Origin of the sequence: Fischerella sp. PCC 9605, assembly GCF_000517105.1 — a bacterium.
Taxonomy (GTDB): Bacteria; Cyanobacteriota; Cyanobacteriia; order Cyanobacteriales; family Nostocaceae; genus PCC9605.
Genome location: NZ_KI912148.1, coordinates 2,318,858 through 2,343,151, shown reverse-complemented (window position 1 = coordinate 2,343,151; position 24,294 = coordinate 2,318,858). Strand labels below are relative to the sequence as shown.

The window sequence follows — 24,294 nt, the reverse complement described above, 5'->3', positions numbered from 1 at the left end:
CATTTTTATGAATATTTCCGACAAACCAAGTAGTTTTACAAGGATATTTCTCACCTTACCTAGGGGCTAATTTCCGAACTTGTGCCCCTACACCCTTGGAAAGCGGATTTGCTGTTGGGGAGGAAATTCTCCACGGAAGCCGCATTGGTTCAAAAGACGCAGGTAATCAGAAGCCCTGAAACTCGGGACTAGGGGCGGTTGCCTCTTACATGTTTTCCATCATCAATGTGCAGAGCCATTGCCGTGATAATTATCTGAATCATAAAATCCATTTTTAGTGCCAAAGAACAAGCACGACACAGTAAAGATAACGGTTAATCCAGCTAGTATGAGCTTTACATCCATTTGCTTGTTGCCCTCTATTAAAGTCTTTCTTCTCTATTATTAAGTGATTCCGCAACAGAGGCTAATCACTGGACAATCTTTACCATGCTTGGGTGGATTCGACAATGAGTGAATTTACTGCATACAGTCCGATTGTAAAACTTTTCTGCGTCTGTGTCTATTCATCGAGGTAACAAATGGCATTAGCAGCGAGGAGCAACCAGTGGTAGGGAGTAGGGGGAGTGGGGGAGTGGGGGAAGTAAGGGGAGTAGGGGGAGAATGACTAATGACCAATGACTAATGACGACCCTCACTAGTTAGTTTTATTTGTGCCGAACTACTTACCCTGCAACTTAAAACTTGTAACTCAAAACTTGTATCGCCCCATTCTCTGGTAAATTACTAGAGCTAATGGTAACTGTATCGCTATTGCTACGACGTACGGCCATTCCCTGCATCATTGTAATAAATTCATCCAAGGGAGAAATATCACAGGTAGCCCCATCAGCTGCTTGGGTGCGGTAATGGGTAGGAATAACTATCTTGGGAGTAATAACTTGAATTGCCTGCTTTGCTTCCTGGGCATTGTAAGCTTTTGGGCCACCACCTACGGGTACTAATGCTAAATCCGGACGACCTATGAGGATTTTTTGCTCAATGGAAATGGGTGCAGCCGCTCCCCCTAAGTGTAAGATATTAATTCCTGCTTGCTTCCACTGCCAAGCTGCATTTATGCCGAATTGCTTGCCACCTTTGCGATCGTGGGGAATGGCAATTCCTTGTACCTTAATGCCTTGAAACTCGTAAACTCCCGGTTCGTAAATCAACTTGGGATTTCCTGGTAGGTCTTCCACAGCACCTTCATCCAGCAACTGACTGCTGATCAGCACTAAATCTGCTGCCACTTTCGGAGGACGATACCCAGCGGTACAACCAATTGTGCGAAATGGGTTGACAAGAATTTTCGTACCGCCGCCAGTAAACACAAAGCAAGTATGACCCAACCATTGAACTGTTAATGAACGGCCAGATTGGGCACCAGCTTGACGGTGAGAACTCAAGCTAGTAACCAAAGTCGTTACCAATCCCGCCCCAGCATAGCCCATCAATTGCCGTCGTTTCATTAATTACTCTCTCGCTGTCTCGTCTGTAATTTGAAAAGAAAGTTTCGCAGTAACTGCTTGCCTGAAGATGTCAGAACACTCTCTGGGTGAAATTGGACGCCTTCTATATGAGGATAGTTCCGGTGTCGTACTCCCATAATTGTGCCATCTTCGACCCAAGCCGTAATTTCTAACACTTCTGGGCAAGTATCGCGGTCAATCACTAGACTATGATACCGGGTAGCGGTAATCGGATTTTCTAATCCCTGGAAAACACCGACCCCAGTGTGAGACACCTGAGAAGTTTTACCATGCATCAACTCTGGCGCAGAAACAATATTACCACCGAACACCTGACCAATGCTTTGATGTCCTAAACAAACTCCTAAAATCGGCAGATCAGAACCGAGTTTTTCAATCACATCTAGAGAAATCCCCGCATCTTCTGGACGACCAGGGCCGGGAGAAATGACCACTCCATCTGGCTTGAGGGCATGAATTTCATCTACGGTAATCTTATCGTTACGAAAAACTTTAATATCAGCCGCTATAGGGAACTCTGCTGCCAGTTCTCCCAAATACTGCACCAAGTTATAGGTAAAGCTGTCGTAATTGTCGATAACTATAATCACAGCTTATAGCTCCAGATCTCAACCACTGAATATCATTTTGTTTTGGTTGTTTGTTTATGGTTGATTGTTAGTTGAAACAAACACCATAGACGCTCTAGCGGTGAGACAGCGCGCACTTATAGGGGTTCTCCCCCTATCCCCACACTCCCTGTCGATCGTGGGGGCCCCGAGTCCCCCATGTAGACGCCCCCAGGGCGGCTCCCCGAAGGGTACGACTGGCGTAGACGCGCGCAGCGCGGCTCAAGGTAGAGTAGCCGTAGACGCGCAGCGGCTTCTCGTAGAGTAGGGCTTCCCGCAGGGTACAACTAACAACCAACAACGAAGTATAAAATTATGTAATTTTTCCACTTAGAAAGCCGACAAAATCAAGGCTAGCAACGGCGGAAATAGGAGCATACCAGCTACCAATATCGCTACCAAAGCAGAGACAAGTACAGCACCAGCAGCACAATCTTTAGCAATTTTTGCTAGTTCATGGTATGTCTGTTTCACTGTTAAATCAACTACCGACTCAATTGCTGTATTAAGTAACTCCAGTGCCAAAACCAAACCACTCGTTATGCCTATGACTGCTATTTCTACTGCTTTTAGATGCAAAAAAAAGCTCATCACCAGTGCCAGTACGCATATAACTACGTGGATGCGAAAATTACGTTGAGTTTGAAATGCGTAACTTATCCCACACCAAGCATACTTAAAACTAATGAATAAATTAGAGGCAACTTGCCAGGAGAGTTCCCGTTTTTTGGTGACAACTTGTTCTAAATGGTTTGATGTTGGTGGTGGTGATGAAACTGGTTGGGACATAGTCATAGTTACATGCAGCAGTAGAGTGGGTGAACTAGGAGTTTTTTGCTGATTTTAATCGGGTAGTCGACTTTCTGCCAATTTTCTACACGAGTATTATTGCATTTTCACGAACATGCAGTCACATGCTATTCTATGTCAATGGCAATACCTATTGCCTTCAGTAATATTACTTGCTGTTTTAGCATTCTTTCCAAACTATCTTCATCCGGATGATCCCAGCCCAGTAGATGCAAAAGCCCGTGAGCTGCTAACCAAGCTAGTTCTGTTGACAAAGTATGTTCCTGCTGTTGAGCTTGTCGTTGTGCCGTATCGACAGAAATAACAATGTCGCCAAGATACAAAGGCAGGGAAGCGAGCATATCGGTTGGCTGAGGACACTCTACTTCTAATGCCGCAAAGGATAAAACGTCTGTAGGCTTGTTTTGATGACGATATTGAGCGTTTAGCGTCTGAATTTCAGAGTCGTTTGTCAAACGCAATCCTATTTCATAATTTGATGCTGGCGGAATATTCGGTTGTAGAATTTCCAACCAGCTACTAAACCAGTTTTCCCAGGTTTGGGCAGTAATTGGTTTATCAGTGTCTCCAACCTCTACAGCTTTTGTTTGGGAAGACTCACCCAGACAGTCCTGCACATGTACTTCAACTTGCACCAGCCAAAAAGTCTCCTATACTGAAGGTGATAGTTGATTATCAGCGAGTCAGATAGGCAAGACCGACGAGGACAGCTAAAAGCCCTGCTGTGGTCAGTGCAAAATGTTTGAGAGAAGTAACTCGCTTTTGTACCATGTTTCGCATCGCGAGTTTGACATAGCTAGGTTGAGGTTCTGTGAGATGAGAGTCGCTCATAATGATTTGATAACAATTTCTTTTATAAATGTAACAGTTTGTTTAGCGGCTACGCGGAGTCGTTAGTCATTAGTCATTAGCTTTTGACAAATGACAAATGACCATTGACTAAATTACACAGCCGCTTCCACTAGCTGGTTTTCTTGCCGCAGGTAAGCTTGGATGAACATGTCAATTTCGCCGTTCATCACATCAGCGATCGCAGTTGTTTCCACCTCGGTACGCAAATCCTTAACCATTTGGTAGGGATGAAACACGTAGTTACGGATTTGATTACCCCAAGATGCTTCAACCATATCACCGCGAATTTCGGCAATTTCTTGGGCGCGTTGTTCTCGCGCAATCACTAGCAACTTGGCTTTCAGGCGAGCGAGTGCTTTCTCTTTATTTTGCAGTTGGCTGCGTTCTTCGGTACAACGCACGGCTATACCTGTGGGAATGTGAACAACCCGCACGGCAGTTTCGACTTTGTTGACGTTCTGCCCGCCTTTACCACCAGATCTGGACGTGGTAACTTCCAGGTCTTTTTCTGGAATTTCCAACTGTACCGAGTTATCTAGCTGTGGCATCACTTCTACCCCAGCAAAGCTTGTTTGGCGCTTGCCGTTGGCATTGAAAGGTGAAATTCGCACTAGGCGATGAGTACCCGTCTCAGACCTCAGATATCCATAGGCATAGCGACCGGAAATTTCCAAGGTTGCGGATTTAATCCCCGCTTCATCGCCCTCAGACTCGTCAGTTAAATTTACCTTGTAGCCGTGATTTTCCGCCCAACGAGTATACATCCGCAGTAACATTTCTGCCCAGTCTTGGGCATCAGTACCACCCGCACCAGCAGTAATTGTCAATACTGCACCCGATTCATCGTAGGGCCCAGAAAGTAACTGTTGTAACTCCCACTGTTCGAGTTCACGATTCAGTTTGGTGATGGTTGTTTCTGCTTCTTGCAGTAGCGCCTCGTCGTTTTCCAACTCCAAAAGCTCCAACACAGCCTTAGTATCTTCCAGACTGACTTGCCAGCGATCGTATTGCTGGAGATGGGCTTTCAGGTCGTTGAGTTCTTGCAGCGTTTTTTGGGCTTTGACTTGGTCATCCCAAAATTCTGGCTGTGAGGCTATTTGTTCTAGGTCTTGAATTTTGGCAGTAAGTGCAGGGATGTCAAAGATAGTCCTGGGTTTTACCCAGGCGCTCAGACAACGTTTCGATTTCGCGTTTAAGTTCTAATGCTTCCATAGTGCTGAAGAATGAGAGAGCGTTTGAGATGACACGCAAAAGACTTAGAGCGTCTTATTACGAGATATCGCTCTTATTTTATTTGTCTCTTTAATTTTATCTACACTTGACAAAACACATTTTTTTAGCACCTGGTTCACAGTCGCTAACTTTACAGTGTTTTTACTGTTTCTTTACAGGTTTTTTGCAGTCAGTGGTATACCGTTAGCACGTAGTTGATGTGCTGCTAGGGCGATCGCCTGCGGTAATATCTGATGTTCCTGCACTTGAATTCTGGCGTGGAGTGTTTCTGGCGTATCATCCGGCAACACAGGAACCGCTGCTTGCATCAAAATTGGGCCGCTATCCATTTCCAGACACACCAAATGCACTGTACAACCTGTAATTTTTACACCAGCACCCAAAGCATGTTCTACGGCACGCGAACCTTTAAAACTAGGTAACAAGCTGGGATGAATATTAATAATCCGGTTGGGAAAAGCATCAATTAATACTTGCGTCACCAGTCGCATCCAACCAGCCATAACTACTAATTCCACGCCGTACTGCTGCAAAGTCTGAACAATCTGCCAATCCAAGTCTTCACGGCTTTGGTAATCGCGGTGGTTGAGTAGCACAGCGGGTACACCCCAGTTATTAGCCCGGACTGCGACATAGGCATCTGGGTTATTGTAAATCAGAACTTGTATTTGGGCAGAAAGCTGCTTATCTTTAATGGCTTGGGCAATTACTTCAAAGTTACTGCCATTTCCTGAAGCCATGATTCCCAGTTTTACAGGAGTGGCTTTAGATAACGCGTCTTTATTAATGTGAGGAGAAACCAAGCTAGGGGTAGAATCAGGGCGGAGCGTCATAACGGCAGGGAGGATGAATTGTAGATGCCAAAAATATATAGTAAGCCTGGTGAGTCTGGTAAGTCGTGGTTGGATAATGATACTGTTGCGGCTTGGTTTTTTCTGGCTCCAGCACTTATTTTATTAGGCATTTTTATTATTTGGCCCATTATTTATTTGTTTTACCTCAGCTTTACTACTGGTATTTTCACTTCCACAGGTACACGCTGGGTAGGCTTAAATAACTACTGGCGCTTGCTACTCAATCAAGATTTTTGGCAAGTAATTTTGAATACAATTTACTTCACCATTGCTACTGTTATTCCCAGTCTGGTTATCCCCTTAGGACTAGCGGTGTTGTTAAATCAAGCTTTACCGTTGCGAGGACTGCTACGGAGTGCTTATTTTCTGCCTTCAATTATTTCTCTAGTTGCTGCTGGTTTGGGATTTCGCTGGTTGTTTCAAAACGATGGTACAGTTAACGCGCTGTTGGATGCGATCGCTATTAAACCCATTCCCTGGTTGAGTAGCACGGTTTGGGCAATGCCAGTACTAATTATCTTGAGTATTTGGAAACAACTCGGCTTCAATATGGTGGTGTTCTTGGCTGGGTTACAAACTATTCCCTCTAGTCGGTATGAAGCCGCAGAACTCGATGGTGCAAATGCTTGGCAACAGTTTTGGCATATTACCTTACCAGGATTGCAATCAACTTTAGTATTTGCGATCATCACCACTATGATTTTCACATTGCGGAGTTTTGAGCAAGTGTATGTGATGACTGGTGGTGGCCCGTTAAATTCTACTAATGTGCTGGTTTATTACATCTATCAAGAAGCATTTGGTCAATTCGATTTTAGTTACGCCGCAGCAGCGGCGACAGTGCTGTTAGCAGTGACGCTGGTACTAGTATATTTGCAGCTACAAACTTGGAGGGAAGAGGGATGAGGAGTGGGAGATGGGGTGATGGGGTGATGGGGAGATGGGGTGACAACCAACCACCAACAAAAAACTGAGAATGTTTCTAAATACAGATTTTCAGTTACACAATTTATTCGATAGACTTCTTGCATGAGTGGGGGGCAACAATAAAGCTAAGTTAAAAGCGAAAAGAAAGAATCTACGATTCTTTCAGTTTTTGCATGTTTAATTTCCTATCCCTTTTTCCCCTGCCCCATTTTCAAGTGAAATTCTAGGTTATGTTCATTAACTACATCACCTTAATGCTGGTTAATTTAGTAGCTGGACTGTTTCTCCTAGCTGGCTACTTGTATTTTGGTTTAGATCGGGTTAATCAAAAACGCTGGATTCCTGGTTTTGGGATGACAGGGGCGATCGCACTTGTTACTGGTTTACACATGACTTTTACCTGGCCTGTGCGAAGTATTTTCAATATCGCCTATGGTGAAATGACAGTTTTGTTTGGCATTCTTTTCCTGGCTACTTCCTTAGCTTTAGCCCTTGGTTGGGATTTGCTAACAATAGCAATTTATGGCTTTTTTGCAGGAATTGCTACCATTGTTGTTGGCGCGCGCATTATTAACCTCGGGTTGACACGGAATCCACTACTCACAGGAATTGGGTTTATCTTAACTGGATTGAGTGGAGTTTTAGCTGCACCAACATTGTATTTTAAAGCCAATCGCTCGTGGCGGTTAATTGGTGCGATCGTGCTGATAGTTGCTGCTTTGATTTTCGCTTTTACTGGCTATCTTGCATACTGGGGTCATCTTGCCGACTATTCTGATTGGAAACCATTGCCAATGCGATCGCCATAAGTAAAGACAGTTATCGAGGAAGTAAAATGAATCTTTGTTATGAAGCTTTCTTGATGTTTATCAGAATATTTTGACAAAAAAAATACATTAATAACGTATTTTTAAGGTTCTCACGATTCGTTATAGATTTTTCTCTAATTTTTATTGATCGGCTCCCTAGGTTCTTAACTTTTGGGGTGTACTCTCAAGATACAGAGATTATCAAAATACTAAATAGATCATCGGGGTGAAAGTTAAGAAAAATTACAAACTCATTCAGAGGCGAAGATCATGAAAAATCATGCTGACAAACAAGAAAGAGTCCTAAGTCAGATCACAGATCAAAATTTTGAGGGTAGAGATTTCAGTGGCTGTGACTTGAGTGGAATCGATCTCAGAGCAATTGATCTAAGTGGAGTTAATTTTAGAGGAGCAGATTTGCGTAGTGCAAATTTGAGTGGTGCTATTCTCAGTGGTGCTAACCTAAGTGAAGCTAATTTAATGCAAGCAAATCTGCGGGAAGCCAATTTACAGGACGTAAATTTATGTGAAGCTAATTTAAATCAAGCTGATTTAACGCAAGCGAATTTGTGTGGAGCTCGTTTATGGCGGGCAAAATTAAGTGGAAGTAAACTGTGGGGTGCTTCTCTATGTAATGCTGATTTAAGAGAAGCTGACTTGAGCAGTGCACAATTAACTGAAGCATCGCTCATTCAAGCTCAGTTAGTAAGAGCAAATCTTGAAGAAGCAAAACTATGTGGAGCAATTTTACTAGAAGCCAATTTTAATCAAGCTGACTTAACAGGTGCAGATCTCAATTGGGCAAATTTAATTGCAGCAAACTTGAGCGAAGCAAATCTTCGGAATGCAAATCTCAAGAATGCAAAACTATATGATGCAATCATGCCTGATGGTACAATTCAACCAAATCAGATATTTATTATTCAATAGGTCATTGGTCATTGGTCATTTGTCATTTGTCATTTGTTTTTACTAATGATTAATGACAAATGACTGGTAACTGAATTATTAAAATTCTCGTTGTGAGAAGATGAGGATAGCGATCGCTAACAGCATCGCTGTATACAGTAAGCCGTAACCAGCATTACTAATGAGTGCTGTAGTATTTGGTAATGCTGCCAGACCATATACGGCATCGTTTTTAACATCTAAGCGAGATAAATCTGGCAAGACGAGATACAAAGTTTGAGTTAGGTTTTGGATATTAGAGTTGTTTCCCAGACGACCAAGCTTCAGTAAATCTTGAGTAATATTCCCCATCAGATAAACAGCAAATGTTAAAGCTGTTGCTAACAAGGAACTGGTAAATACACCCAAGGTAATAGCCACGGCAGCGATCAAAGACAACTGTAGGAATAAGAAAAATGTAGCAATCAAAATACTTGCCAGTGAATAAGCGATTTGATTAAATAGCAAAAATGCAAGAGCGATCGCTGTCATAGCGGCGATCAGAAACGCTAGCACCGCCAATAATCCTAGATATTTACCAGTGATGAATTCACTGCGGCTTATGGGTTTAGCAATTAACACTAAAACAGTACGCTTCTCTATTTCTTTGTTTACCAGTTCCGTACCAACAAATACCGCTACAACTAAACCGAGAAGACTCATCGTCGCCAAACTAAAATCAAAAAACATTTTGTCCTCAGTAGCAGCAGCAAATTGAGGAAGGAGATAAATAGCAACCGCGAGGATGAGAAAATAAAAGCCAATTATGAATAAAATGCGATCGCGTATTACTTCTCGAAACACATTCGTTGCTATTACAGAAATTCTGCCGAAATTCATCTTTATTTAATCATTGGTTATTAGTCATTTGTCATTTGTTATTTGTCATTTGTCAAGAGTTAGTAGTTAGTAGTTAGTGGTTGGTTGTTGGTTGTTGGTTGTTGGTTGTTAGTGGTTAGTAGTTAATGGTTGATTGTCTCCCCATCTCCCACTCTTCACTGTAAGGGTGGCGGTGGCCCTGGAATTGGTTTGCTAATCTGACCGCAATTGATTTCTGCAAATAAAGATCCATTATCTGGTCTATTAGTGGTGGGGGAATTTGTAGACCTGGCGAGTGGTTCGATCTGACAAGACTGTTTCAGATAGTATCCACGTCCTGTAGACGTGGGACCACTCCAGATGCTGAGTAAATCTAGAGTGTATCCTCCGGACTTCAGGTTGTATACACGTGGTTCAATCTGCCATAAATATCTTTCTTCATATCCACCTAAGCTTGTTTGTATTACTTCTCTACCCAAATTACTCACTCTTTGCTGTGCACCTAGAAGCCATTGTTCGACTTCTGACCAAGGTCTGTTAGCTATTTGCTCTCTTACTAACGGTTCAAGTTTCTTTAAAATTTCAACGCCATTTTCTGGAATTCTAGCTGATTGTTGCGTTGTTCTAATTACAAAATTACCCCTAAAATTATCTGCCTGCAAACTTGGAAATTCTTGTAGCCATTGATTCACTGTGAAGCCGAATTGCAACCAGCAACTAATTACCATACAGCTAGCAACTAAAATTATGATTTTCTCGCGGTCTTCTATCTTAGGAATCTGAGTACTGACATCAGTACCAGTTCCTTCAAAAAATTCTCCAGCTGCGGTAATCAATGCCGAAATTGTTGGCCAGAAAACTATTGTTCTGCTTGTAAGTACTTCTGCTGAATCTCTAAAGGCAAAAGCACTGACTAAAAATCCAGTTACTAATGCGCCGACGGGCATATTAGTACCAGGAATTAGTAAAGGATTTTCGGTCGTATACCAAGCAGTACCTGCAATTAAAAATGCCCAGCCGCAAAAGGCGATCGCAGACTTTACAAAGCCTGTAGATAGCGATGACATTAACCAAGAGAAAATGCTTAGATAAATTAAAGTTTGCCAAGCAAAAGCCCTTTTAGGCAGAAAAAACTTTTTGATTCGTTCGTAAATATCGCTAATAAAGCTGAAGAAACCAAAGAAATCTCTAATTAACTGCATAAGCTACCTTCATTATTTATTAAAAAAAATAAAACCTAATTTTACTTATTTTAGCCAATCCTAATAATCGTAAATAGAATCAGTATAACAGCAGTGTAACTAAGTGAATTAGCTATTAATACAGTTGTAAATATATTTTTTGATTGCAATTTCATCCTAAAACTCCGGCGAGCGTAAAATCTTTTAGGACTAGACTGGGGAATTTTCTTCCAAAAATCACTTAGTGAAACTATCGCGGCTCTTAAGATGAATGATTTCATAATAAAAGTCCCAAAGAAAATGATAAATGCCATTAAAATGCTAAGATTTAGCATGTTAGGCAATATCCGATTAAAGAAAATTAAATTTATCAAGCTTGACTTCAATCTCGCAGATATGAATGGTTCCATTAAGAAAAATATGCTCCAACCTATCACGTTAGACAATAAATTCATACACATGGAATAAAAACTAGAAGTTTTTTTGTCAAAATTTAGGCTCACATTTAAAACATATGCTTCTATGGGAATAGATACTAATAGAAATAAAAAACTAAAGAAAATTGCACCAAGGGGAATAACTTCGGGAAGCGAGAAAAAATCATCCATAATCAGAACCAGGTTATTGTTAAAGTGTGACTTAGAGAAAGTATAGCTGCAAGCTAGTCGATTGATGAGAGTAATTGTTACATACTTATACCAATTCGACCTGATTTGAAATTTATTTGCCCTCTGGCTAAAAGTCTCTAGCTCACAAACAAAGCCCGCCTTTACGGGCTGATTAAGCTCATTTTTATAGAGAAACGGTATTACTATTGTTTAGAATTTTTTTGTTTGTGTATTCCCTTGCTTCTCAACCGAGGAAACAACCTACCTCTGGAAACGACTGTTGCGTCTACGGTTGGGAAAAAGGTTAAAGTTAAAGGGCAAAGGCTTTCAATTCTTTTTACCCTTTCCCCTTACCCCTTGCACAAGACCTTGGGTAAGATTAAAGACTGCTACTTACAGCTTTTGGTAAGATGACAAGGAACGGCATCGGTATTCGCACAGCGCAAGTGCGTCAACAACGGGTCACAGGGCAAATTCACGTTTACGATGGTGCAGGCAAAGGTAAATCCCAAGCTGCTTTAGGAGTAGTTTTGCGTTCAATAGGCTTAGGGATTAATACACCGAGCAATTCCAACCGCGTCTTGCTGCTGCGATTTTTAAAAGGGCCAGAACGAGATTATGATGAAGATGGAGCAATTGCTGCCCTTCAGCGGGGATTCCCTCATTTAATTGACCAAGTTCGCACTGGTAGAGCAGAATTTTTTGGCCCAGATGAAATTACACCTTTTGACCGAGCTGAAGCTGCGCGGGGTTGGGATGTGGCAAAAGGTGCGATCGCTTCTGGTTTATATTCGGTTGTAGTCTTAGATGAAATTAACCCAGTCTTGGATTTGGGTTTGTTGTCGGTGGATGAGGTGGTGCGAACGCTCAAATCCAAACCAGAAGAGTTAGAAATTATTGCCACCGGACGCGCTGCGCCCCAACAATTGCTTGATATTGCAGATTTGCACTCGGAGATGAAACCTCATCATCATCCAACCGCAACAGCACTTTTCATAGAAGGTATTGAAATTTATACAGGTGCTGGCAAAGGCAAGTCTACCAGCGCTTTAGGTAAGGCCTTACAAGCCATCGGTCGGGGAATTAATCATCCCGGTTCTACCCGTGTATTGATTATGCAGTGGCTCAAAGGTGGTACTGGCTACACCGAAGATGCAGCCCTAGCAGCTTTACAGCAGTCATACCCAGATGTAGTGGATCACCAACGCTGCGGCCGAGATGCGATTGTTTGGCGTAACTCCCGCCAAGAATTAGACTACGTCGAAGCCGAACGAGGTTGGGAAATCGCTAAAACTGCGATCGCTTCTGGACTTTACAAAACTATTATCCTTGATGAACTCAATCCCACCGTTGATTTGGAATTGCTGCCTGTAGAACCAATTGTCCAAGCTTTACTCCGCAAACCCCGGCACACCGAAATTATCATCACAGGTCGCTGCCAAAATCAACCTGCATACTTTGACTTGGCTAGCGTTCACTCTGAAGTTTACTGCCACAAGCACTATGCCAATCAAGGCGTAGAACTTAAGCGTGGAGTAGATTTTTAAATTAGTCAATAGTCAATAGTCAATGGTCAATACTTTTCGGATTAGCACCTTTGATCTAGAGTTATGGCTGGGAAAAGGTTAAAGGGTAAGGGGAAAGGGGTAAATATCCATCCCTTTCCCTTTTCCCTTTCCCCCTTAACCGAAAGGTATTGAGTCAATGGTCATTAGTCTATTGACTAATGCACATTGCTGCATTTGATTCAATAATTCTTAAGGTATATAAAAAATCTACGTCGAACGTTTGATGAACATTCGAACTTAACCTGTAGAAATATGATTAAGCAATACTGCTGTCATGAATATTATCCGTTCAGATGAGACTGTTTCACGCAACTTAAATTGCGATCGCAATACACAAAAAACCTATGAACAGCGAAATACAGCAAACCCAATACGACAATATCCCTTCGCCAGAAACTGTGTCAGCAATTGAGGGAGCAGATACTGAAAACCTACCAAAGCTTCCGCCAGCTACAGAAACTGAGAGCCAATGGCAAAAAATTGGCAGACAAACATCCTACTTTTTAGCAAATTTGCCCGAATACTTCAATAAATTTTGGGATGCATACAAGCAACCTATCATCAGTCTACTTTGGGTTTTAGCGGCAATTATTGCAGTAAGGGTAATCCTAGCAATACTGGATGTAATCAACGATATTCCGCTTGCAGAACCACTGTTTATTTTGATTGGAATTGGTTACACGACCTGGTTTACTTTTCGCTATCTCATCCTGGCATCAACTCGCCAAGAATTAGCTACAGAAATTGAATCACTCAAAAAGGAATTTTTGAAGAATTCATAGTTGGTAATTCATAATTATTAGTTATAGATTAATTATGAATTATTAGTTTTCCATCTCAATTAGGGTGCGTTATGCCAATAGTCTTTAACGCACCCTAATTTATCAGAATTAATCATCTAAAAATTTGATTTAAATATCAAAAAATATATATATCGTCAGGTAGAGAAAAAAAATTAATTTGCAATTTAAACACCTCTTAAGATAGTTAGTTTGATATTAATAAACAACTTAATATGTTTCTCAGAATGAATAAATCAAAACAGATTGTTGAAGGGGAAGATAATATTATGACTAATGAAGGGTTTAAAAAAGCAGTGGATTCATCCGAACGCGCTCGGGTAGATGAATACGATCGCCATATCATCCCTGCGGAAACCGCAGCGCGTAAAGAAAGAGAAGGAGAATTATATAAAACACTCCCCACAGAAGAGAGAGAAGCAAATGCATCTACCGATGACCAAACCCATCCAGGTCAAAGCCTACGTACCACAGATGGCTATACAGTAGACAAAGAAGGTTTGTTAAATAACTACGCAGTTGAACCGGAAATGTACTATGAAGTTCCTGGCGATGCGCGGCAAGAAGCACAAGAAGATGCTGCCCATCGTGCTGAGGAACTCGAAGAAATAAATGAAGATAAACAAGGCGAACTAACAATGGATCGCGACGAAAGGGGTAGAGGCCCTGGGGTTATTTAGTTTTGTCGCTAAGCTAGGGATTTGATAGAAGTTTTCACGAAGGCACCTGGCGATGATTGGGATTAATTACCCAATCATCGCTTTCCACTTGATGGCTCATTGCGGTTAAATAGTAAACGGTTGAATTTGGCGATCGCACCATTGCCCTTGATACCGTTCGATAACTAAGGAACGAATGATAAATTTGGGGGGGCGACCGTCTTTAACATCAATACGCAAACAAGAATATGGTCGTCGTTTTTCAGAACCATGTCCGTTACGACCAACAAATAAATGCGATCGCGCTACCAACCTCTGGTCTTCTAGCAAATCTGCTCCCTCAGTCCGCTGGCGGCGCAGACTGTAGCCACTACCGCCGCAAACAATCCAGTTAATATTGCTGTCAGCGTGACCTGTGTCCATTGTCTGCAAGTAGTCCAAGCAGTGAGCATGACCATTTAAAACTAAATCTACCAAGGGACGACCATCAGTTAAGGAACCTACCGCTTCTGCTACTGCATCCAGCACATCACGCAGACGACTGCGAACTGCGAGAGTTTGCGCCTGTTCCCACTTCGTTGCTTCAGTTACGTAAGGAGGATGGTGAAAATAAATCACCCTTCCCTTCACTTCTTTTGTATGCCACGATTCAATTAGCTGTTGCTTCAGCCAGTCTAGTTGTTCGGTGTCTATCACCGTTGTTTTGTCCGAAGTCAGTTGTTTGTCGATATCAACAATAATTTCGTCAATTTGTGATAGCTTGACTCGCATATCGTCCAATTGCTCAGCCTCGCTAGGTTCGTCAGGATTGAGTTTGGCTGAGTCTTCCATAATTTGCTGCTTCTGTTGTTCCATTTCGACACGGCGCTTTTCCAATACCCTCCGATCTGCTTCTCCTTCCCGCGTTGCTGGTAGTGGCGGCGGATCGTTAAATGTATTGGAATCTAAGGCAAAGAAGTCTATTCCACAATAGCGGAAGGTATAGTAACGATTGGGAAGACGAGTAAAATGTCCTGGTTCATAACGCAGACATCGACCTGTCTCAGTTTTAGCTGTGTAGTGTGTATCCAAATGACGGGCGAGGTCTGACGGCAGCATGAATGCTTTCAAATAGTCAAGAAATGCCCGTGCATAAGCATCACCCTGTCTAGAACCGTGCCAACCCACATCCAAATCTAGTTTGGAGCCAAGGAGCTTACGCACAGGTAGTGTGACTAAAGATGCTAAGCCAAATATTAGTGGCAGGTCATAGTAATCGTGATTTCCGGGTACGGGCAAGATAGGCAACCGAAAAACCATCTGGTCATAAGCAATACGCTGAGGCTGCTCTCCACCTAAAAGAAACTCTCGGTAAGGCTGAATAAAGTTCTGTTGGTAGTACTCACTTGACCCTACCAGATAAATTACATCGCCCGTATGTAGTAGAAAACGGCATTCCTCGGAATGGGGTAGCATGAGTTTTGCAACCTGCCGTTGAGGATTGTGTGTTCGGTGTGCCCCAGAACCGCTGTCACCTACAACTAAAAACGAGAATTCTGGCTCATCTGTTCGGCCATCGTCTAACACTAGCCGAGTTTGGTCTATACCTCGTTGCACAACTAGCGGATCTTGCCACCGCACCCGTTGTTTCATCTTGCGAATTTTATCGGCGATCGCCGGTTCAGACACGAATTTCAATGCACCTAACTCCTTCGGTTTTAAGCTCCCTGCATATGCAATTTAGCTTGCATTGGGTACGGATGATTGGTTACTGGATAGGTAATTAGGGAAGAGGTAATTGTAGTTTTATTCCCCATTACTGACCGAGAGCTAATTCACATTAGGTGTAAATTGTATACAGCCACTAATTAACTGTCGTCCTTATCAATTGCTGTTGTCCATAAAATCTTAGTAAGTCTCTCACCAAAGCCGATGGCGGGATTTGAACCCGCGACCGCCCGATTACGAATCGGGTGCTCTACCACTGAGCCACATCGGCACGAACAACTCGAAATTATAGCATAATTTAAGTTTTATGGTACAGCCAAATTCTCAAAATCGCATGTCTGGGCGTCAAATCAATCCAGAACAATATGCCCGTCTGAAAGCAGAAATTGCAGCCCCCTATCGCGGTATGCGGAAATTTATCTACATCGCTGGTGGTGCTTCTGGTTTTATCGGCGCATTCATCTTTTTGTTTCAGGTACTGGCCGGACGCAATCTTGACGCTGCTTTGCCCAACTTAGCACTACAAGTGGGAATAGTTACTCTGATGGTCTTTTTATGGCGTTGGGAAAATCGACGGTAGGTTAATACGGGAAAAAGCACAGGGGAAGGGTATAAGGTTAAACGAGGAAGAGGGGGAGAGGAGCCAGTGCGGTGGTGAAGCAGCGCGCTCCAAAGGGGGTTTCCCCCATGTAGACGCGCGCAGCGCGGCTTCTCGTAGAGTACCCGGAGGGCTTCGGTGCAGGGTACGACTGCCGTGCATGGTTCCCCGGCATAAAGCACCTGGCGTTGGGAGATAGGGAGGTGGGGAGGTGGGGAGAATACAAAACTGGACTCTTCCCATCACCCTATCCCCCCATCACCCCATCCTTACTCTCCGACTCTCTTTTTTGGTGCATTGTATTAGAATTAAGTTAAATTTAATTAAGATTCTTTTTGGCGTCATGGCTCTGACATAGCGCTTTAATAGCTATATGGCAAACCACGTCAAAATATCAAATAAAACAAAATGGATTTATGAATATCCGTTTCACAGCTATATCGTGACGGTAATGATATCGCTGATTAGTTGTATCGGCATCTAGAGGCAAAACAAGATGAAATTCTCCTGGAGAGTCCTGGTTCTCTGGACATTGCCAGCTTTGGTAATTGGCTTTTTCTTTTGGCAGGGGGCATTCGCTGGCGCTCCTGCGGATATGGGTAGAAATACAGCCAGTACTCGCATGACCTACGGTCGATTTCTGGAATACTTAGACGCTAATCGCGTGACGAACGTGGATCTTTATGAAGGCGGCAGAACGGCAATAGTGGAAGCCGTAGATCCAGATCTTGACAATCGTGTCCAGCGGGTACGTGTAGATCTGCCTGCTAGCGCTCCTGAGCTAATTACCAAGCTCAAAGACAAAGGAGTGAGTTTTGATGCCCACCCAATGCGAAATGACGGTGCAATCTGGGGATTATTGGGGAATCTAATTTTTCCAATCTTATTAATTACTGGATTATTCTTTTTGTTCCGTCGTTCTAGCAACTTGCCTGGTGGTCCCGGTCAAGCAATGAGCTTCGGTAAATCCAGAGCGCGCTTTCAAATGGAAGCCAAAACCGGAGTCAAATTCGACGATGTCGCAGGTATCGAAGAAGCAAAAGAAGAACTCCAAGAAGTTGTCACCTTCCTCAAGCAGCCAGAAAAATTTACTGCTGTCGGCGCACGCATTCCCAAAGGAGTGCTGTTAGTAGGGCCTCCGGGAACTGGTAAAACATTATTGGCAAAGGCGATCGCAGGCGAAGCAGGTGTTCCTTTCTTTAGCATCTCTGGTTCGGAGTTTGTGGAAATGTTTGTAGGTGTGGGTGCATCCCGCGTCCGCGACTTGTTTAAAAAAGCTAAAGACAACGCCCCATGTATCATCTTTATAGATGAAATCGACGCTGTCGGTAGACAAAGGGGTGCTGGTATCGGTGGTGGTAACGACGAGCGGGAACAAACCCTCAACCAACTGCTGACCGAGATGGACGGTTTTGAAGGTAACACCGGCATTATTATTATTGCTGCTACTAACCGTCCTGATGTATTAGATGCGGCATTATTGCGTCCGGGACGCTTTGACAGACAAGTAATTGTCGATGCACCCGATATTAAAGGACGTTTGGAGATTTTGAAGGTTCATGCTCGGAACAAAAAACTAGACCCCAGCGTATCCTTAGATACTATTGCTCGCCGTACTCCTGGATTTACCGGTGCAGACTTAGCGAATTTGCTCAACGAAGCTGCTATTCTCACCGCCAGACGCCGGAAAGACGCGATTACCCTCACAGAAATTGATGATGCTGTGGATCGGGTGGTTGCTGGTATGGAAGGTACACCCCTGGTAGATAGCAAGAGCAAGCGTTTAATTGCCTACCACGAAATCGGACACGCTTTGGTGGGAACTGTTCTCAAAGACCACGATCCCGTGCAAAAAGTTACCTTGGTTCCACGAGGACAGGCACAGGGTTTGACTTGGTTTACTCCCAGTGAAGAGATGGGTTTGATTACTCGCTCTCAACTCAAAGCCAGAATTACAGGTGCTTTAGGTGGTCGCGCTGCCGAAGATGTGATTTTTGGTCGAGATGAAATCACCACTGGTGCGGGAAATGACCTGCAACAAGTTACCGGCATGGCCCGGCAAATGGTGACTCGTTTTGGGATGTCTGACTTGGGTCCGTTGTCCTTAGAAAGCCAAACCGGAGAAGTATTCTTGGGCCGGGACTGGATGACTCGGTCTGAATATTCCGAAGCCAGCGCAGCTCGGATTGATAGTCAAGTCCGCGTTATTGTAGAAGAGTGTTACAACAACGCCAAGCGAATCATGCGTGAGAATCGCACCCTCATGGATCGGTTAGTGGACTTGCTAATCGAGAAAGAAACCATTGATGGTGAAGAATTCCGCCAGATTGTTGCTGAGTACACAGTCGTACCCGAAAAGCCGCAGTACACGCCAATTCTGTAATAGTTGTTTAAAGATCCATTAATCTAACAGAGGCTCAGGCAGCAATGCTTGAGCCTTTAGTTTGTTGCTATTAGCAACATAAAACAAACACCTAGCCTAGTGGTCTGTCCCATTAATTTTGTTGGGTTGGATAAATCTTTGAAAGCTTAACTCTTGCATCTTCTGTACGAAAACGCCAATCTACTTTCTAGCGGCTAGGAGCTAGATCTGAGTGTTGAAGGAATTTTCATCCACGTTATAAAATTTTATTTATATGTTTAGCTGTATAGTTATATAATGGTTTATGTTGTCTCGTGGCAGAGACTCACATTTAAGAGTAGGTAATTGTTTTCTTTCGCTTTTGCGGAAGTCGGGGCACAAGTCCCGATTTTTTGTTTTGGTTACATCTTATAGCCTGTGTCCCAGTCAATAACCATTCTCTATGGCACAACGAGTCAAAGGGACCATCTATCTGCTCGGCCTATTTGCTTGGAACGTGACATTACTTCTTACTAGCTGCACTATTCCCAGCCCAACTTTATTACCTACATCGTCACCAACGCCTAATACCACACAAATAACTCCAACTCCCGAACAGATACAACAAACGCCCAGCCCTACACAAACAACTCCAACTCCCAAAGAAACAGAATCTATGCCGGACTCTACCTCAATACCTGCTCTTTGGTAGGTTATTCACAAAAAAGTGTTTTTGTCGCTTCCTCCACCTTACTCGCTGGGATGAAGTGTACGAACAAAAAGCCCCCGAGGGGTTAGAGGGGGGCTGCCATGAATGCCGATAGGCATTTACACTCGATATAAGCCAGATAAAGTCTACACCCTAGCTTGCATAAATGCTAGCTGGGGTTTTCTTAATGTTTGTAGTAGCGTTGGTATACTACTCCAAATATTTGGGGATGAAAAAACCCAAAATTTGTATTATTGTACAGCTTTTGTCTGTTTTGGTATACTAACCCGAAAATTTTATGCTAATAAGAGTAATTTTCTATAGCTCTAAGTTTCGCAATCTCTAACCAGAAATACTCCGACTAGTTTTCCTAGCGAATTTTTAACTCACATTAACTGCAAATAAACCCACATTATCAAAAAATAGTACTTCTATTCGGATTGACTTATAGCAATTACAGTTAATGGCTATAAAACTAAATAATAATGTTCATAGCAAACTCTTAGGTGAAGTAACTGAACTTAGCCATTCTACCCTTTGATGAACCTTGTGCTTGATCGTGAAGTCTATGAGAGTGATTGCACGCTCAATATATCATTCGGATGGCAGCATTCTACCGCTTGTTCTTTCTAGCGGTACAAGACTTTATTAATTAGTAGTGCAAATATATTAAATTATGGACACAGCTAAACGCCTAGCCACTCTTAACCGCATCCGCAAACTCAGCCGCTTGATGGATACATCTATACGTATTCCTCTTACAGGCTTCCGCATTGGTATAGACCCAATTATTGGTTTAGTTCCAGGTGCTGGTGATTTAATTAGTACAGCTTTTTCAGCTTACATCATATTTCTAGCTACTCGTTTTCGCATACCACCCAAAGCATTAGTCCAAATGATTTTTAACGTTGGTTTAGAAACAGTTGTAGGCACAGTACCTTTGGTGGGTGATATATTTGATGCTTTTTATAAATCCAACATCCGCAATTTAGCAATATTAGAGCAATATCTAACGGTAATTGAACCAGAACTTGAAAAAGTTGCCCAGGACATTGATGAGAAAACAGTTAGCCAAGTATGAACCACCCCGTTCTTTGAGAACGGAGTGAGTAGGCAAGGGGTATAAATCATTTTTTCTCTTCTTTTACCAGCACTAACCGCCCCTCCTTATATGCTTGCCGCAGAGCGATCGCTTCTGCTACGATTTTTTGAGCACTCAACCCTTCTGAGTCCATCATTTTTTGCAAAGTTACCCCTGTCTGCTCATCTTCAGAGTGAATGGGTGGAATTTGGCAGTACCTTCCTCCATTCTTGGTTCGCCGCCAAATACTCGGTTTTTCAGGTTTTGGTTGTTTAGGAGTGCGCTGTTGTTTAACTAGAGAACGCACAGCCTCTTGGGTAATGGCACTTAAGTCCAGTAGTGTATCTATTACTGGCTTGTACTTGTTACTATTATTTGCTAGTAGATATACAGTTAGTGGTTCAATTTTTGCTAAATCTTGAGGCGAAAACTTACTAAATGCTGTAGCAATCTTGAGATACTTTTTTTCCTCGCCCTTCCAGCCCCTATCGACAAGTAGCTTTCTGTACTGCTTGGGTGAAAGTTTCTGTTTTTGGTCGGCTAACCAAAAGGCATGATGCACAATTGCCTTGGTAACATCGGCAAGCGAAAGCCAGGAACCATTTTCGACATCAACGCTATCGGGAATATTGGCTTTTTCTTCAACGTATGGCTCATACTCTGATAAAGCAATTGTTTTAGAGTCAACTTGGGCTGTAATTACACTCTGCACTTGTGTCATCATAGTTTTGACCTTATAAAACTTCCCTGTATGCACAACAAATTCATCGCCTTTCGTCAGGAGTTAATGACAAAAGCGATTCCACTAAAGTTGGTAGAAGTTTGACAATAAATTTGCTAACTAGAACAATTGTACTACTTCAGGGAAAAGAAAAATCCTCAATCATACCTGAATTTTGGGGAAGATGATGAAAGCTTTATACATAAACTAGTCCCACCCGACAGACAGACGTCACAGACGGTGTAAAAGTTGTGATTGCCAAAGAGACAGCGAGCCTTCTTTTGCTTTGAAGGAGCTACTGTCGCTAAGCGTCTGCACTAACGCAGTGGGAAATATTTGTCGTAGTACCAGTTCAATTACTCACGAAATTGCGATCGCACTTGGTAAAATTCAATTTCAAAGGAACTTAGAGCAGAATCTGGAATGCAATACCTTCACTTTGTAGTTTCCTATATCCAAATAAAAATTTCAATTTAAAACTAAATATTAATTAAATCTAGTAATTTCAAATTACTGTCAGTTAAATATAGCCCAATGCGCTTACTGATAAGCCCACAACCTTTTGTAGAGACCGTAAGTTTACGGTCTCTACAGACCAATTTTTTTGCCAAAAATCCTTAACTGAACCGTATGTAAATATAGCCACACTCTTTGTAGCAGTGTAGTTAGATTTTTTAAGAAAAAATCTTCTAAAAATATTTCTATTTTCTGCATAAACTTCTACCGATATAACGATACTTAAATCACAAATAATAATTCCAAAAAGGAGAAAACTAATGCAAGTGACAGAAAATATCAATATAGCTCAATTTCCTTTACAGCCAATTTCATTATCAAATACTTCTCAAGCTGGTAATACTATCCAAACTCGACCAAAGCTTTCTATGATTTGGATAAAAGAATTGCATGAAGGGCATCAGCGCTTAATCGCTAAATGGGTAGTTGTGGATTAAACATCTCCCTCACAAATCCATCTTTCATCCTCAAGAAGTTTTTGCAATACAACCCTATTTTCTAAGTTGATAGTTGTTTGCAACTGTTCGTAGTCCTTTGGTGTATCAATATCAATTGCGCCTAGTGGAAAAGGAAAGCAGAACACTTCATTGAAATGTTTATTAATAAAAGTTTTAGCACCATCAGTCTCTTTTAGAACTGCTAGTTCTGAGAAAAATATGCTGCTAAACAAAACAGGCACACCTAAAGTTCCTGCATATTGGGAAGCTACTATAGGTTTTCCTGTGGAATGATATGATGCAACTAAGAGATTGATAATTTGAGTAGAAAGAAACGGCTGGTCACAAACAGCAATAACTGCTGCATCTATGTTTTCAGAATAGTTTGAAAGCGATAGAATGCCGCAACGAATTGAAGAACTCATTCCCAAATTCCATTGGGGATTTTCAACCACCTGCACAGAAGGTTGGTTGACTTCAGAACGTATCTGTTGGGCATTTGCTCCTAAAACAACCACTACTGGATTGCATACTGAAGCGATCGCACTTTCAAGAGTGTAGCTAAGTAAGCTGTGTCCTTGATAGGGCAACAGTTGTTTAGGTGTGCCCATACGTGTTGATGCACCTGCTGCCAGAATAATGATGGCAACATTTGGTTCAGTAGTTTCTAGTTGTGGATTGGTGATTGTCATTTTTTCTCGTTACCAGGTCTAATTATCGTTACCAGGCTCAACCTGGTAACGAGGGTTTGTAGGCTCCGCCTCCAGAATTGATAAATCGCCCAACTTGGGTTTGTTTGACTTCATTTCGTTGGTGAATTGGTACAGTGCGGTCTCGCAAAAAACCACCACGGCGGCTTGTCAGCACGGCTTGAATCTCAGCAATGATAGATAGAGCTATAGCTTCTGGTGTATCTGCTCCAATATCAATACCAACCGGACCATGCAACCTTTGTAGCTGCTCTGCGGTGTAGTTAATTCCCTCTGCACGTAAATCTTGAAGTAATCTTTCAGTGCGATGCTTGGGGCCCAAAAAACCCAAGTAGAGTGCAGAAGATGGCAATAGCATTTTCAAGATTTCTAAATCGTCGAGATAATTATGAGTCATCACCACAGCGATAGTGTGTTTATCCACACATATTTGTTTGTGTAGAATTTCTCGGCGGCTGAGAATTACCTCATCAGCCATTGAAAAACGCTCTCTGGTTGCCTCACTAGCTCGACAATCAACTGTGGTGACGTGCCAGCCTAAGGCTTTGGCAAACTGCGCTACAGGTACAGCGTCATGACCTGCACCAAAAATTGTCAAGCGTGTGGGTGGCTGGATGACTTCGATAAATATATCAATTTTACCTAATGTAAGTTGGTATTTATTGACACTTGAATGTTGATTTTCAAGAGCGATTTGAGCGTCTTTGATGATGGCCACAGTCAACGAAGGTTCTTCAATATCTGTAATTACACTATTGTCTGAATTGAGTATTAAGCGTGACCCAACCTTGATGTTAACCGTACCCTCTACATTAAAAACAGTGGCGATCGCACCTTGTTGCTGTTTACAGAAACATTGATTAATAAAAGCCAGGGGGTTAACTGGGTCATCTTTATCTAGGCGTTCAATCAGGACTTGTACCACACCGTTACAGCCAAGCCCAAACCCCCAAACAATATCTTCATCAGCAGTAGTATCATATATAACCACTATTGGTTTACCATCTGGCATTGAGACGCGAGTATGCTCAAATACATCATTTTCTAAGCAACCGCCGCTGATCGTTCCCACCATTTGACCTGCTGGTGTCATCAACATCCGCGCACCTGGCCGGCGATAGGTAGAGCCTTTCACATTTACAACAGTAGCAAGAAATACTGGTTCAGCATGATGTTGACTTTCTGCAAATGCTTTCAAAATAGCATGTAGCTCGTTCATCACAAATTACGGGAATGGGGATTGGAGATTGGGTAAAGGTTAAAGGGTAAAGGGCAAAGGGTAAAGGAATTTATTTAACCTTTCATCTTTCCCCTTTCCCCTTGCCCCTT

Annotated in this window: 24 protein-coding genes and 1 tRNA gene; 10 read left to right on the top strand and 15 right to left on the bottom strand. The window is 42.4% G+C overall.

Annotated features, from left to right (window positions below; all coding sequences use genetic code 11):
- Window positions 1-677: 677 nt before the first annotated feature.
- The 7 genes from FIS9605_RS0112660 to purN form a co-directional block, all read right to left on the bottom strand.
- Complete coding sequence (locus FIS9605_RS0112660) at window positions 678-1,448, bottom strand: MBL fold metallo-hydrolase (protein ID WP_026732908.1); 771 nt, start codon at window positions 1,446-1,448, stop codon at window positions 678-680.
- Window positions 1,448-2,059: an anthranilate synthase component II gene (locus tag FIS9605_RS0112655; protein ID WP_026732907.1), complete on the bottom strand. Its 612-nt coding sequence runs from the start codon at window positions 2,057-2,059 to the stop codon at window positions 1,448-1,450. Before FIS9605_RS0112655 ends, FIS9605_RS0112660 begins: the two co-directional genes overlap by 1 nt.
- A gap of 348 nt (window positions 2,060-2,407) precedes the next feature.
- The gene (locus tag FIS9605_RS0112650; protein ID WP_026732906.1) at window positions 2,408-2,866 is read right to left on the bottom strand and encodes a diacylglycerol kinase; all 459 of its coding nucleotides are present in this window, start codon (window positions 2,864-2,866) and stop codon (window positions 2,408-2,410) included.
- A 128-nt stretch (window positions 2,867-2,994) separates the two neighbouring features.
- Entirely contained in the window at window positions 2,995-3,522 is a 528-nt protein-coding gene (ybeY, locus tag FIS9605_RS0112645; RefSeq protein WP_026732905.1) for an rRNA maturation RNase YbeY, read from the bottom strand.
- 40 nt (window positions 3,523-3,562) lie between these two features.
- A complete protein-coding gene (locus FIS9605_RS40435; protein ID WP_069201519.1) occupies window positions 3,563-3,718 on the bottom strand; it encodes a DUF3285 domain-containing protein in 156 nt (51 codons plus the stop codon).
- A 113-nt stretch (window positions 3,719-3,831) separates the two neighbouring features.
- Window positions 3,832-4,951 (bottom strand): peptide chain release factor 2 gene (gene prfB / locus FIS9605_RS0112635; protein WP_155960412.1). Its coding sequence is split into 2 segments (ribosomal slippage): window positions 3,832-4,878 and window positions 4,880-4,951, totalling 1,119 coding nucleotides; the frame shifts between segments, so codons are not numbered across the junction.
- 173 nt (window positions 4,952-5,124) lie between these two features.
- Window positions 5,125-5,805 (bottom strand): phosphoribosylglycinamide formyltransferase, encoded by a 681-nt coding sequence (purN, locus tag FIS9605_RS0112630; protein WP_026732903.1) that lies wholly within the window; start codon window positions 5,803-5,805, stop codon window positions 5,125-5,127.
- Window positions 5,806-5,829: 24 nt separating this feature from the next.
- On the opposite strand from purN, the gene FIS9605_RS0112625 reads away from it, so the two are divergent.
- The 3 genes from FIS9605_RS0112625 (at window position 5,830) to FIS9605_RS0112615 (ending at window position 8,492) form a co-directional block, all read left to right on the top strand.
- Complete coding sequence (locus FIS9605_RS0112625) at window positions 5,830-6,732, top strand: carbohydrate ABC transporter permease (protein ID WP_026732902.1); 903 nt, start codon at window positions 5,830-5,832, stop codon at window positions 6,730-6,732.
- Window positions 6,733-6,983: 251 nt separating this feature from the next.
- Entirely contained in the window at window positions 6,984-7,562 is a 579-nt protein-coding gene (locus FIS9605_RS0112620) for a DUF981 family protein (RefSeq protein WP_026732901.1), read from the top strand.
- Window positions 7,563-7,832: 270 nt separating this feature from the next.
- On the top strand, window positions 7,833-8,492 hold the full coding sequence (locus FIS9605_RS0112615; protein WP_026732900.1) for a pentapeptide repeat-containing protein: 660 nt from the start codon (window positions 7,833-7,835) through the stop codon (window positions 8,490-8,492).
- A gap of 78 nt (window positions 8,493-8,570) precedes the next feature.
- On the opposite strand, the gene FIS9605_RS0112610 is transcribed toward FIS9605_RS0112615, so the two are convergent.
- The 3 genes from FIS9605_RS0112610 to fraC form a co-directional block, all read right to left on the bottom strand.
- Entirely contained in the window at window positions 8,571-9,350 is a 780-nt protein-coding gene (locus FIS9605_RS0112610; RefSeq protein ID WP_026732899.1) for an ABC transporter permease, read from the bottom strand.
- Window positions 9,351-9,505: 155 nt separating this feature from the next.
- Window positions 9,506-10,531 (bottom strand): septal junction protein FraD, encoded by a 1,026-nt coding sequence (gene fraD / locus FIS9605_RS0112605; RefSeq protein ID WP_026732898.1) that lies wholly within the window; start codon window positions 10,529-10,531, stop codon window positions 9,506-9,508.
- Window positions 10,532-10,581: 50 nt separating this feature from the next.
- Window positions 10,582-11,118: a filament integrity protein FraC gene (gene fraC, locus FIS9605_RS45180; protein ID WP_072032386.1), complete on the bottom strand. Its 537-nt coding sequence runs from the start codon at window positions 11,116-11,118 to the stop codon at window positions 10,582-10,584.
- 410 nt (window positions 11,119-11,528) lie between these two features.
- Between fraC and FIS9605_RS0112595 the strand changes: the two genes are divergently transcribed.
- From FIS9605_RS0112595 to FIS9605_RS0112585, 3 genes are all read left to right on the top strand, one after another.
- A complete protein-coding gene (locus FIS9605_RS0112595; RefSeq protein ID WP_026732896.1) occupies window positions 11,529-12,665 on the top strand; it encodes a cob(I)yrinic acid a,c-diamide adenosyltransferase in 1,137 nt (378 codons plus the stop codon).
- 365 nt (window positions 12,666-13,030) lie between these two features.
- The gene (locus FIS9605_RS0112590) at window positions 13,031-13,468 is read left to right on the top strand and encodes a CAAD domain-containing protein (protein ID WP_026732895.1); all 438 of its coding nucleotides are present in this window, start codon (window positions 13,031-13,033) and stop codon (window positions 13,466-13,468) included.
- 287 nt (window positions 13,469-13,755) lie between these two features.
- The gene (locus FIS9605_RS0112585; RefSeq protein ID WP_026732894.1) at window positions 13,756-14,166 is read left to right on the top strand and encodes a hypothetical protein; all 411 of its coding nucleotides are present in this window, start codon (window positions 13,756-13,758) and stop codon (window positions 14,164-14,166) included.
- 105 nt (window positions 14,167-14,271) lie between these two features.
- Here FIS9605_RS0112585 and FIS9605_RS0112580 read toward each other — a convergent pair whose 3' ends face one another.
- Together FIS9605_RS0112580 and FIS9605_RS0112575 are read right to left on the bottom strand one after the other, a co-directional pair.
- Window positions 14,272-15,822, bottom strand: coding sequence for a metallophosphoesterase family protein (locus tag FIS9605_RS0112580; protein WP_026732893.1), 1,551 nt, complete (start codon window positions 15,820-15,822; stop codon window positions 14,272-14,274).
- Between the two features lie 229 nt (window positions 15,823-16,051).
- Window positions 16,052-16,123 (bottom strand) — tRNA-Thr (locus tag FIS9605_RS0112575).
- A 36-nt stretch (window positions 16,124-16,159) separates the two neighbouring features.
- Here FIS9605_RS0112575 and FIS9605_RS0112570 point away from each other — a divergent pair.
- The 3 genes from FIS9605_RS0112570 (at window position 16,160) to FIS9605_RS0112560 (ending at window position 20,581) form a co-directional block, all read left to right on the top strand.
- Window positions 16,160-16,432 (top strand): DUF3493 domain-containing protein, encoded by a 273-nt coding sequence (locus tag FIS9605_RS0112570; RefSeq protein ID WP_026732892.1) that lies wholly within the window; start codon window positions 16,160-16,162, stop codon window positions 16,430-16,432.
- Window positions 16,433-16,946: 514 nt separating this feature from the next.
- Entirely contained in the window at window positions 16,947-18,833 is a 1,887-nt protein-coding gene (gene ftsH2 / locus FIS9605_RS0112565) for an ATP-dependent zinc metalloprotease FtsH2 (RefSeq protein WP_026732891.1), read from the top strand.
- Between the two features lie 1,343 nt (window positions 18,834-20,176).
- The gene (locus FIS9605_RS0112560) at window positions 20,177-20,581 is read left to right on the top strand and encodes a DUF4112 domain-containing protein (protein WP_026732890.1); all 405 of its coding nucleotides are present in this window, start codon (window positions 20,177-20,179) and stop codon (window positions 20,579-20,581) included.
- 46 nt (window positions 20,582-20,627) lie between these two features.
- Here the strand turns inward: FIS9605_RS0112560 and FIS9605_RS0112555 are convergent, their stop codons facing one another.
- The gene (locus FIS9605_RS0112555) at window positions 20,628-21,305 is read right to left on the bottom strand and encodes a hypothetical protein (RefSeq protein WP_026732889.1); all 678 of its coding nucleotides are present in this window, start codon (window positions 21,303-21,305) and stop codon (window positions 20,628-20,630) included.
- Between the two features lie 773 nt (window positions 21,306-22,078).
- Here FIS9605_RS0112555 and FIS9605_RS42645 point away from each other — a divergent pair.
- Window positions 22,079-22,255, top strand: a complete 177-nt coding sequence (locus FIS9605_RS42645) for a hypothetical protein (protein ID WP_155960411.1) — start codon at window positions 22,079-22,081, stop codon at window positions 22,253-22,255.
- Here FIS9605_RS42645 and FIS9605_RS36960 read toward each other — a convergent pair.
- Both FIS9605_RS36960 and FIS9605_RS36955 read right to left on the bottom strand, forming a co-directional pair.
- Window positions 22,252-22,947 carry a nucleotidyltransferase family protein gene (locus FIS9605_RS36960; RefSeq protein WP_051469985.1) on the bottom strand — a complete coding sequence of 232 codons (696 nt, stop codon included), beginning with the start codon at window positions 22,945-22,947 and terminating at the stop codon, window positions 22,252-22,254. The two genes, FIS9605_RS42645 and FIS9605_RS36960, sit on opposite strands and share 4 nt — an antisense overlap.
- Before the next feature lie 37 nt (window positions 22,948-22,984).
- On the bottom strand, window positions 22,985-24,184 hold the full coding sequence (locus tag FIS9605_RS36955) for an XdhC family protein (RefSeq protein ID WP_051469984.1): 1,200 nt from the start codon (window positions 24,182-24,184) through the stop codon (window positions 22,985-22,987).
- Window positions 24,185-24,294: the final 110 nt, after the last annotated feature.

Coding starts and splice junctions, on each gene's coding strand:
- FIS9605_RS0112660 (WP_026732908.1), bottom strand. CDS start 1,448: ATGAAACGACGGCAATTGATGGGCTATGCTGGGGCGGGATTGGTAACG.
- FIS9605_RS0112650 (WP_026732906.1), bottom strand. CDS start 2,866: ATGTCCCAACCAGTTTCATCACCACCACCAACATCAAACCATTTAGAA.
- FIS9605_RS40435 (WP_069201519.1), bottom strand. CDS start 3,718: ATGAGCGACTCTCATCTCACAGAACCTCAACCTAGCTATGTCAAACTC.
- purN (WP_026732903.1), bottom strand. CDS start 5,805: ATGACGCTCCGCCCTGATTCTACCCCTAGCTTGGTTTCTCCTCACATT.
- FIS9605_RS0112625 (WP_026732902.1), top strand. CDS start 5,830: ATGCCAAAAATATATAGTAAGCCTGGTGAGTCTGGTAAGTCGTGGTTG.
- FIS9605_RS0112620 (WP_026732901.1), top strand. CDS start 6,984: ATGTTCATTAACTACATCACCTTAATGCTGGTTAATTTAGTAGCTGGA.
- FIS9605_RS0112615 (WP_026732900.1), top strand. CDS start 7,833: ATGAAAAATCATGCTGACAAACAAGAAAGAGTCCTAAGTCAGATCACA.
- FIS9605_RS0112610 (WP_026732899.1), bottom strand. CDS start 9,350: ATGAATTTCGGCAGAATTTCTGTAATAGCAACGAATGTGTTTCGAGAA.
- fraD (WP_026732898.1), bottom strand. CDS start 10,531: ATGCAGTTAATTAGAGATTTCTTTGGTTTCTTCAGCTTTATTAGCGAT.
- fraC (WP_072032386.1), bottom strand. CDS start 11,118: ATGGATGATTTTTTCTCGCTTCCCGAAGTTATTCCCCTTGGTGCAATT.
- FIS9605_RS0112595 (WP_026732896.1), top strand. CDS start 11,529: ATGACAAGGAACGGCATCGGTATTCGCACAGCGCAAGTGCGTCAACAA.
- FIS9605_RS0112590 (WP_026732895.1), top strand. CDS start 13,031: ATGAACAGCGAAATACAGCAAACCCAATACGACAATATCCCTTCGCCA.
- FIS9605_RS0112585 (WP_026732894.1), top strand. CDS start 13,756: ATGACTAATGAAGGGTTTAAAAAAGCAGTGGATTCATCCGAACGCGCT.
- FIS9605_RS0112570 (WP_026732892.1), top strand. CDS start 16,160: ATGGTACAGCCAAATTCTCAAAATCGCATGTCTGGGCGTCAAATCAAT.
- ftsH2 (WP_026732891.1), top strand. CDS start 16,947: ATGAAATTCTCCTGGAGAGTCCTGGTTCTCTGGACATTGCCAGCTTTG.
- FIS9605_RS0112560 (WP_026732890.1), top strand. CDS start 20,177: ATGGACACAGCTAAACGCCTAGCCACTCTTAACCGCATCCGCAAACTC.
- FIS9605_RS0112555 (WP_026732889.1), bottom strand. CDS start 21,305: ATGATGACACAAGTGCAGAGTGTAATTACAGCCCAAGTTGACTCTAAA.
- FIS9605_RS42645 (WP_155960411.1), top strand. CDS start 22,079: ATGCAAGTGACAGAAAATATCAATATAGCTCAATTTCCTTTACAGCCA.
- FIS9605_RS36960 (WP_051469985.1), bottom strand. CDS start 22,947: ATGACAATCACCAATCCACAACTAGAAACTACTGAACCAAATGTTGCC.
- FIS9605_RS36955 (WP_051469984.1), bottom strand. CDS start 24,184: ATGAACGAGCTACATGCTATTTTGAAAGCATTTGCAGAAAGTCAACAT.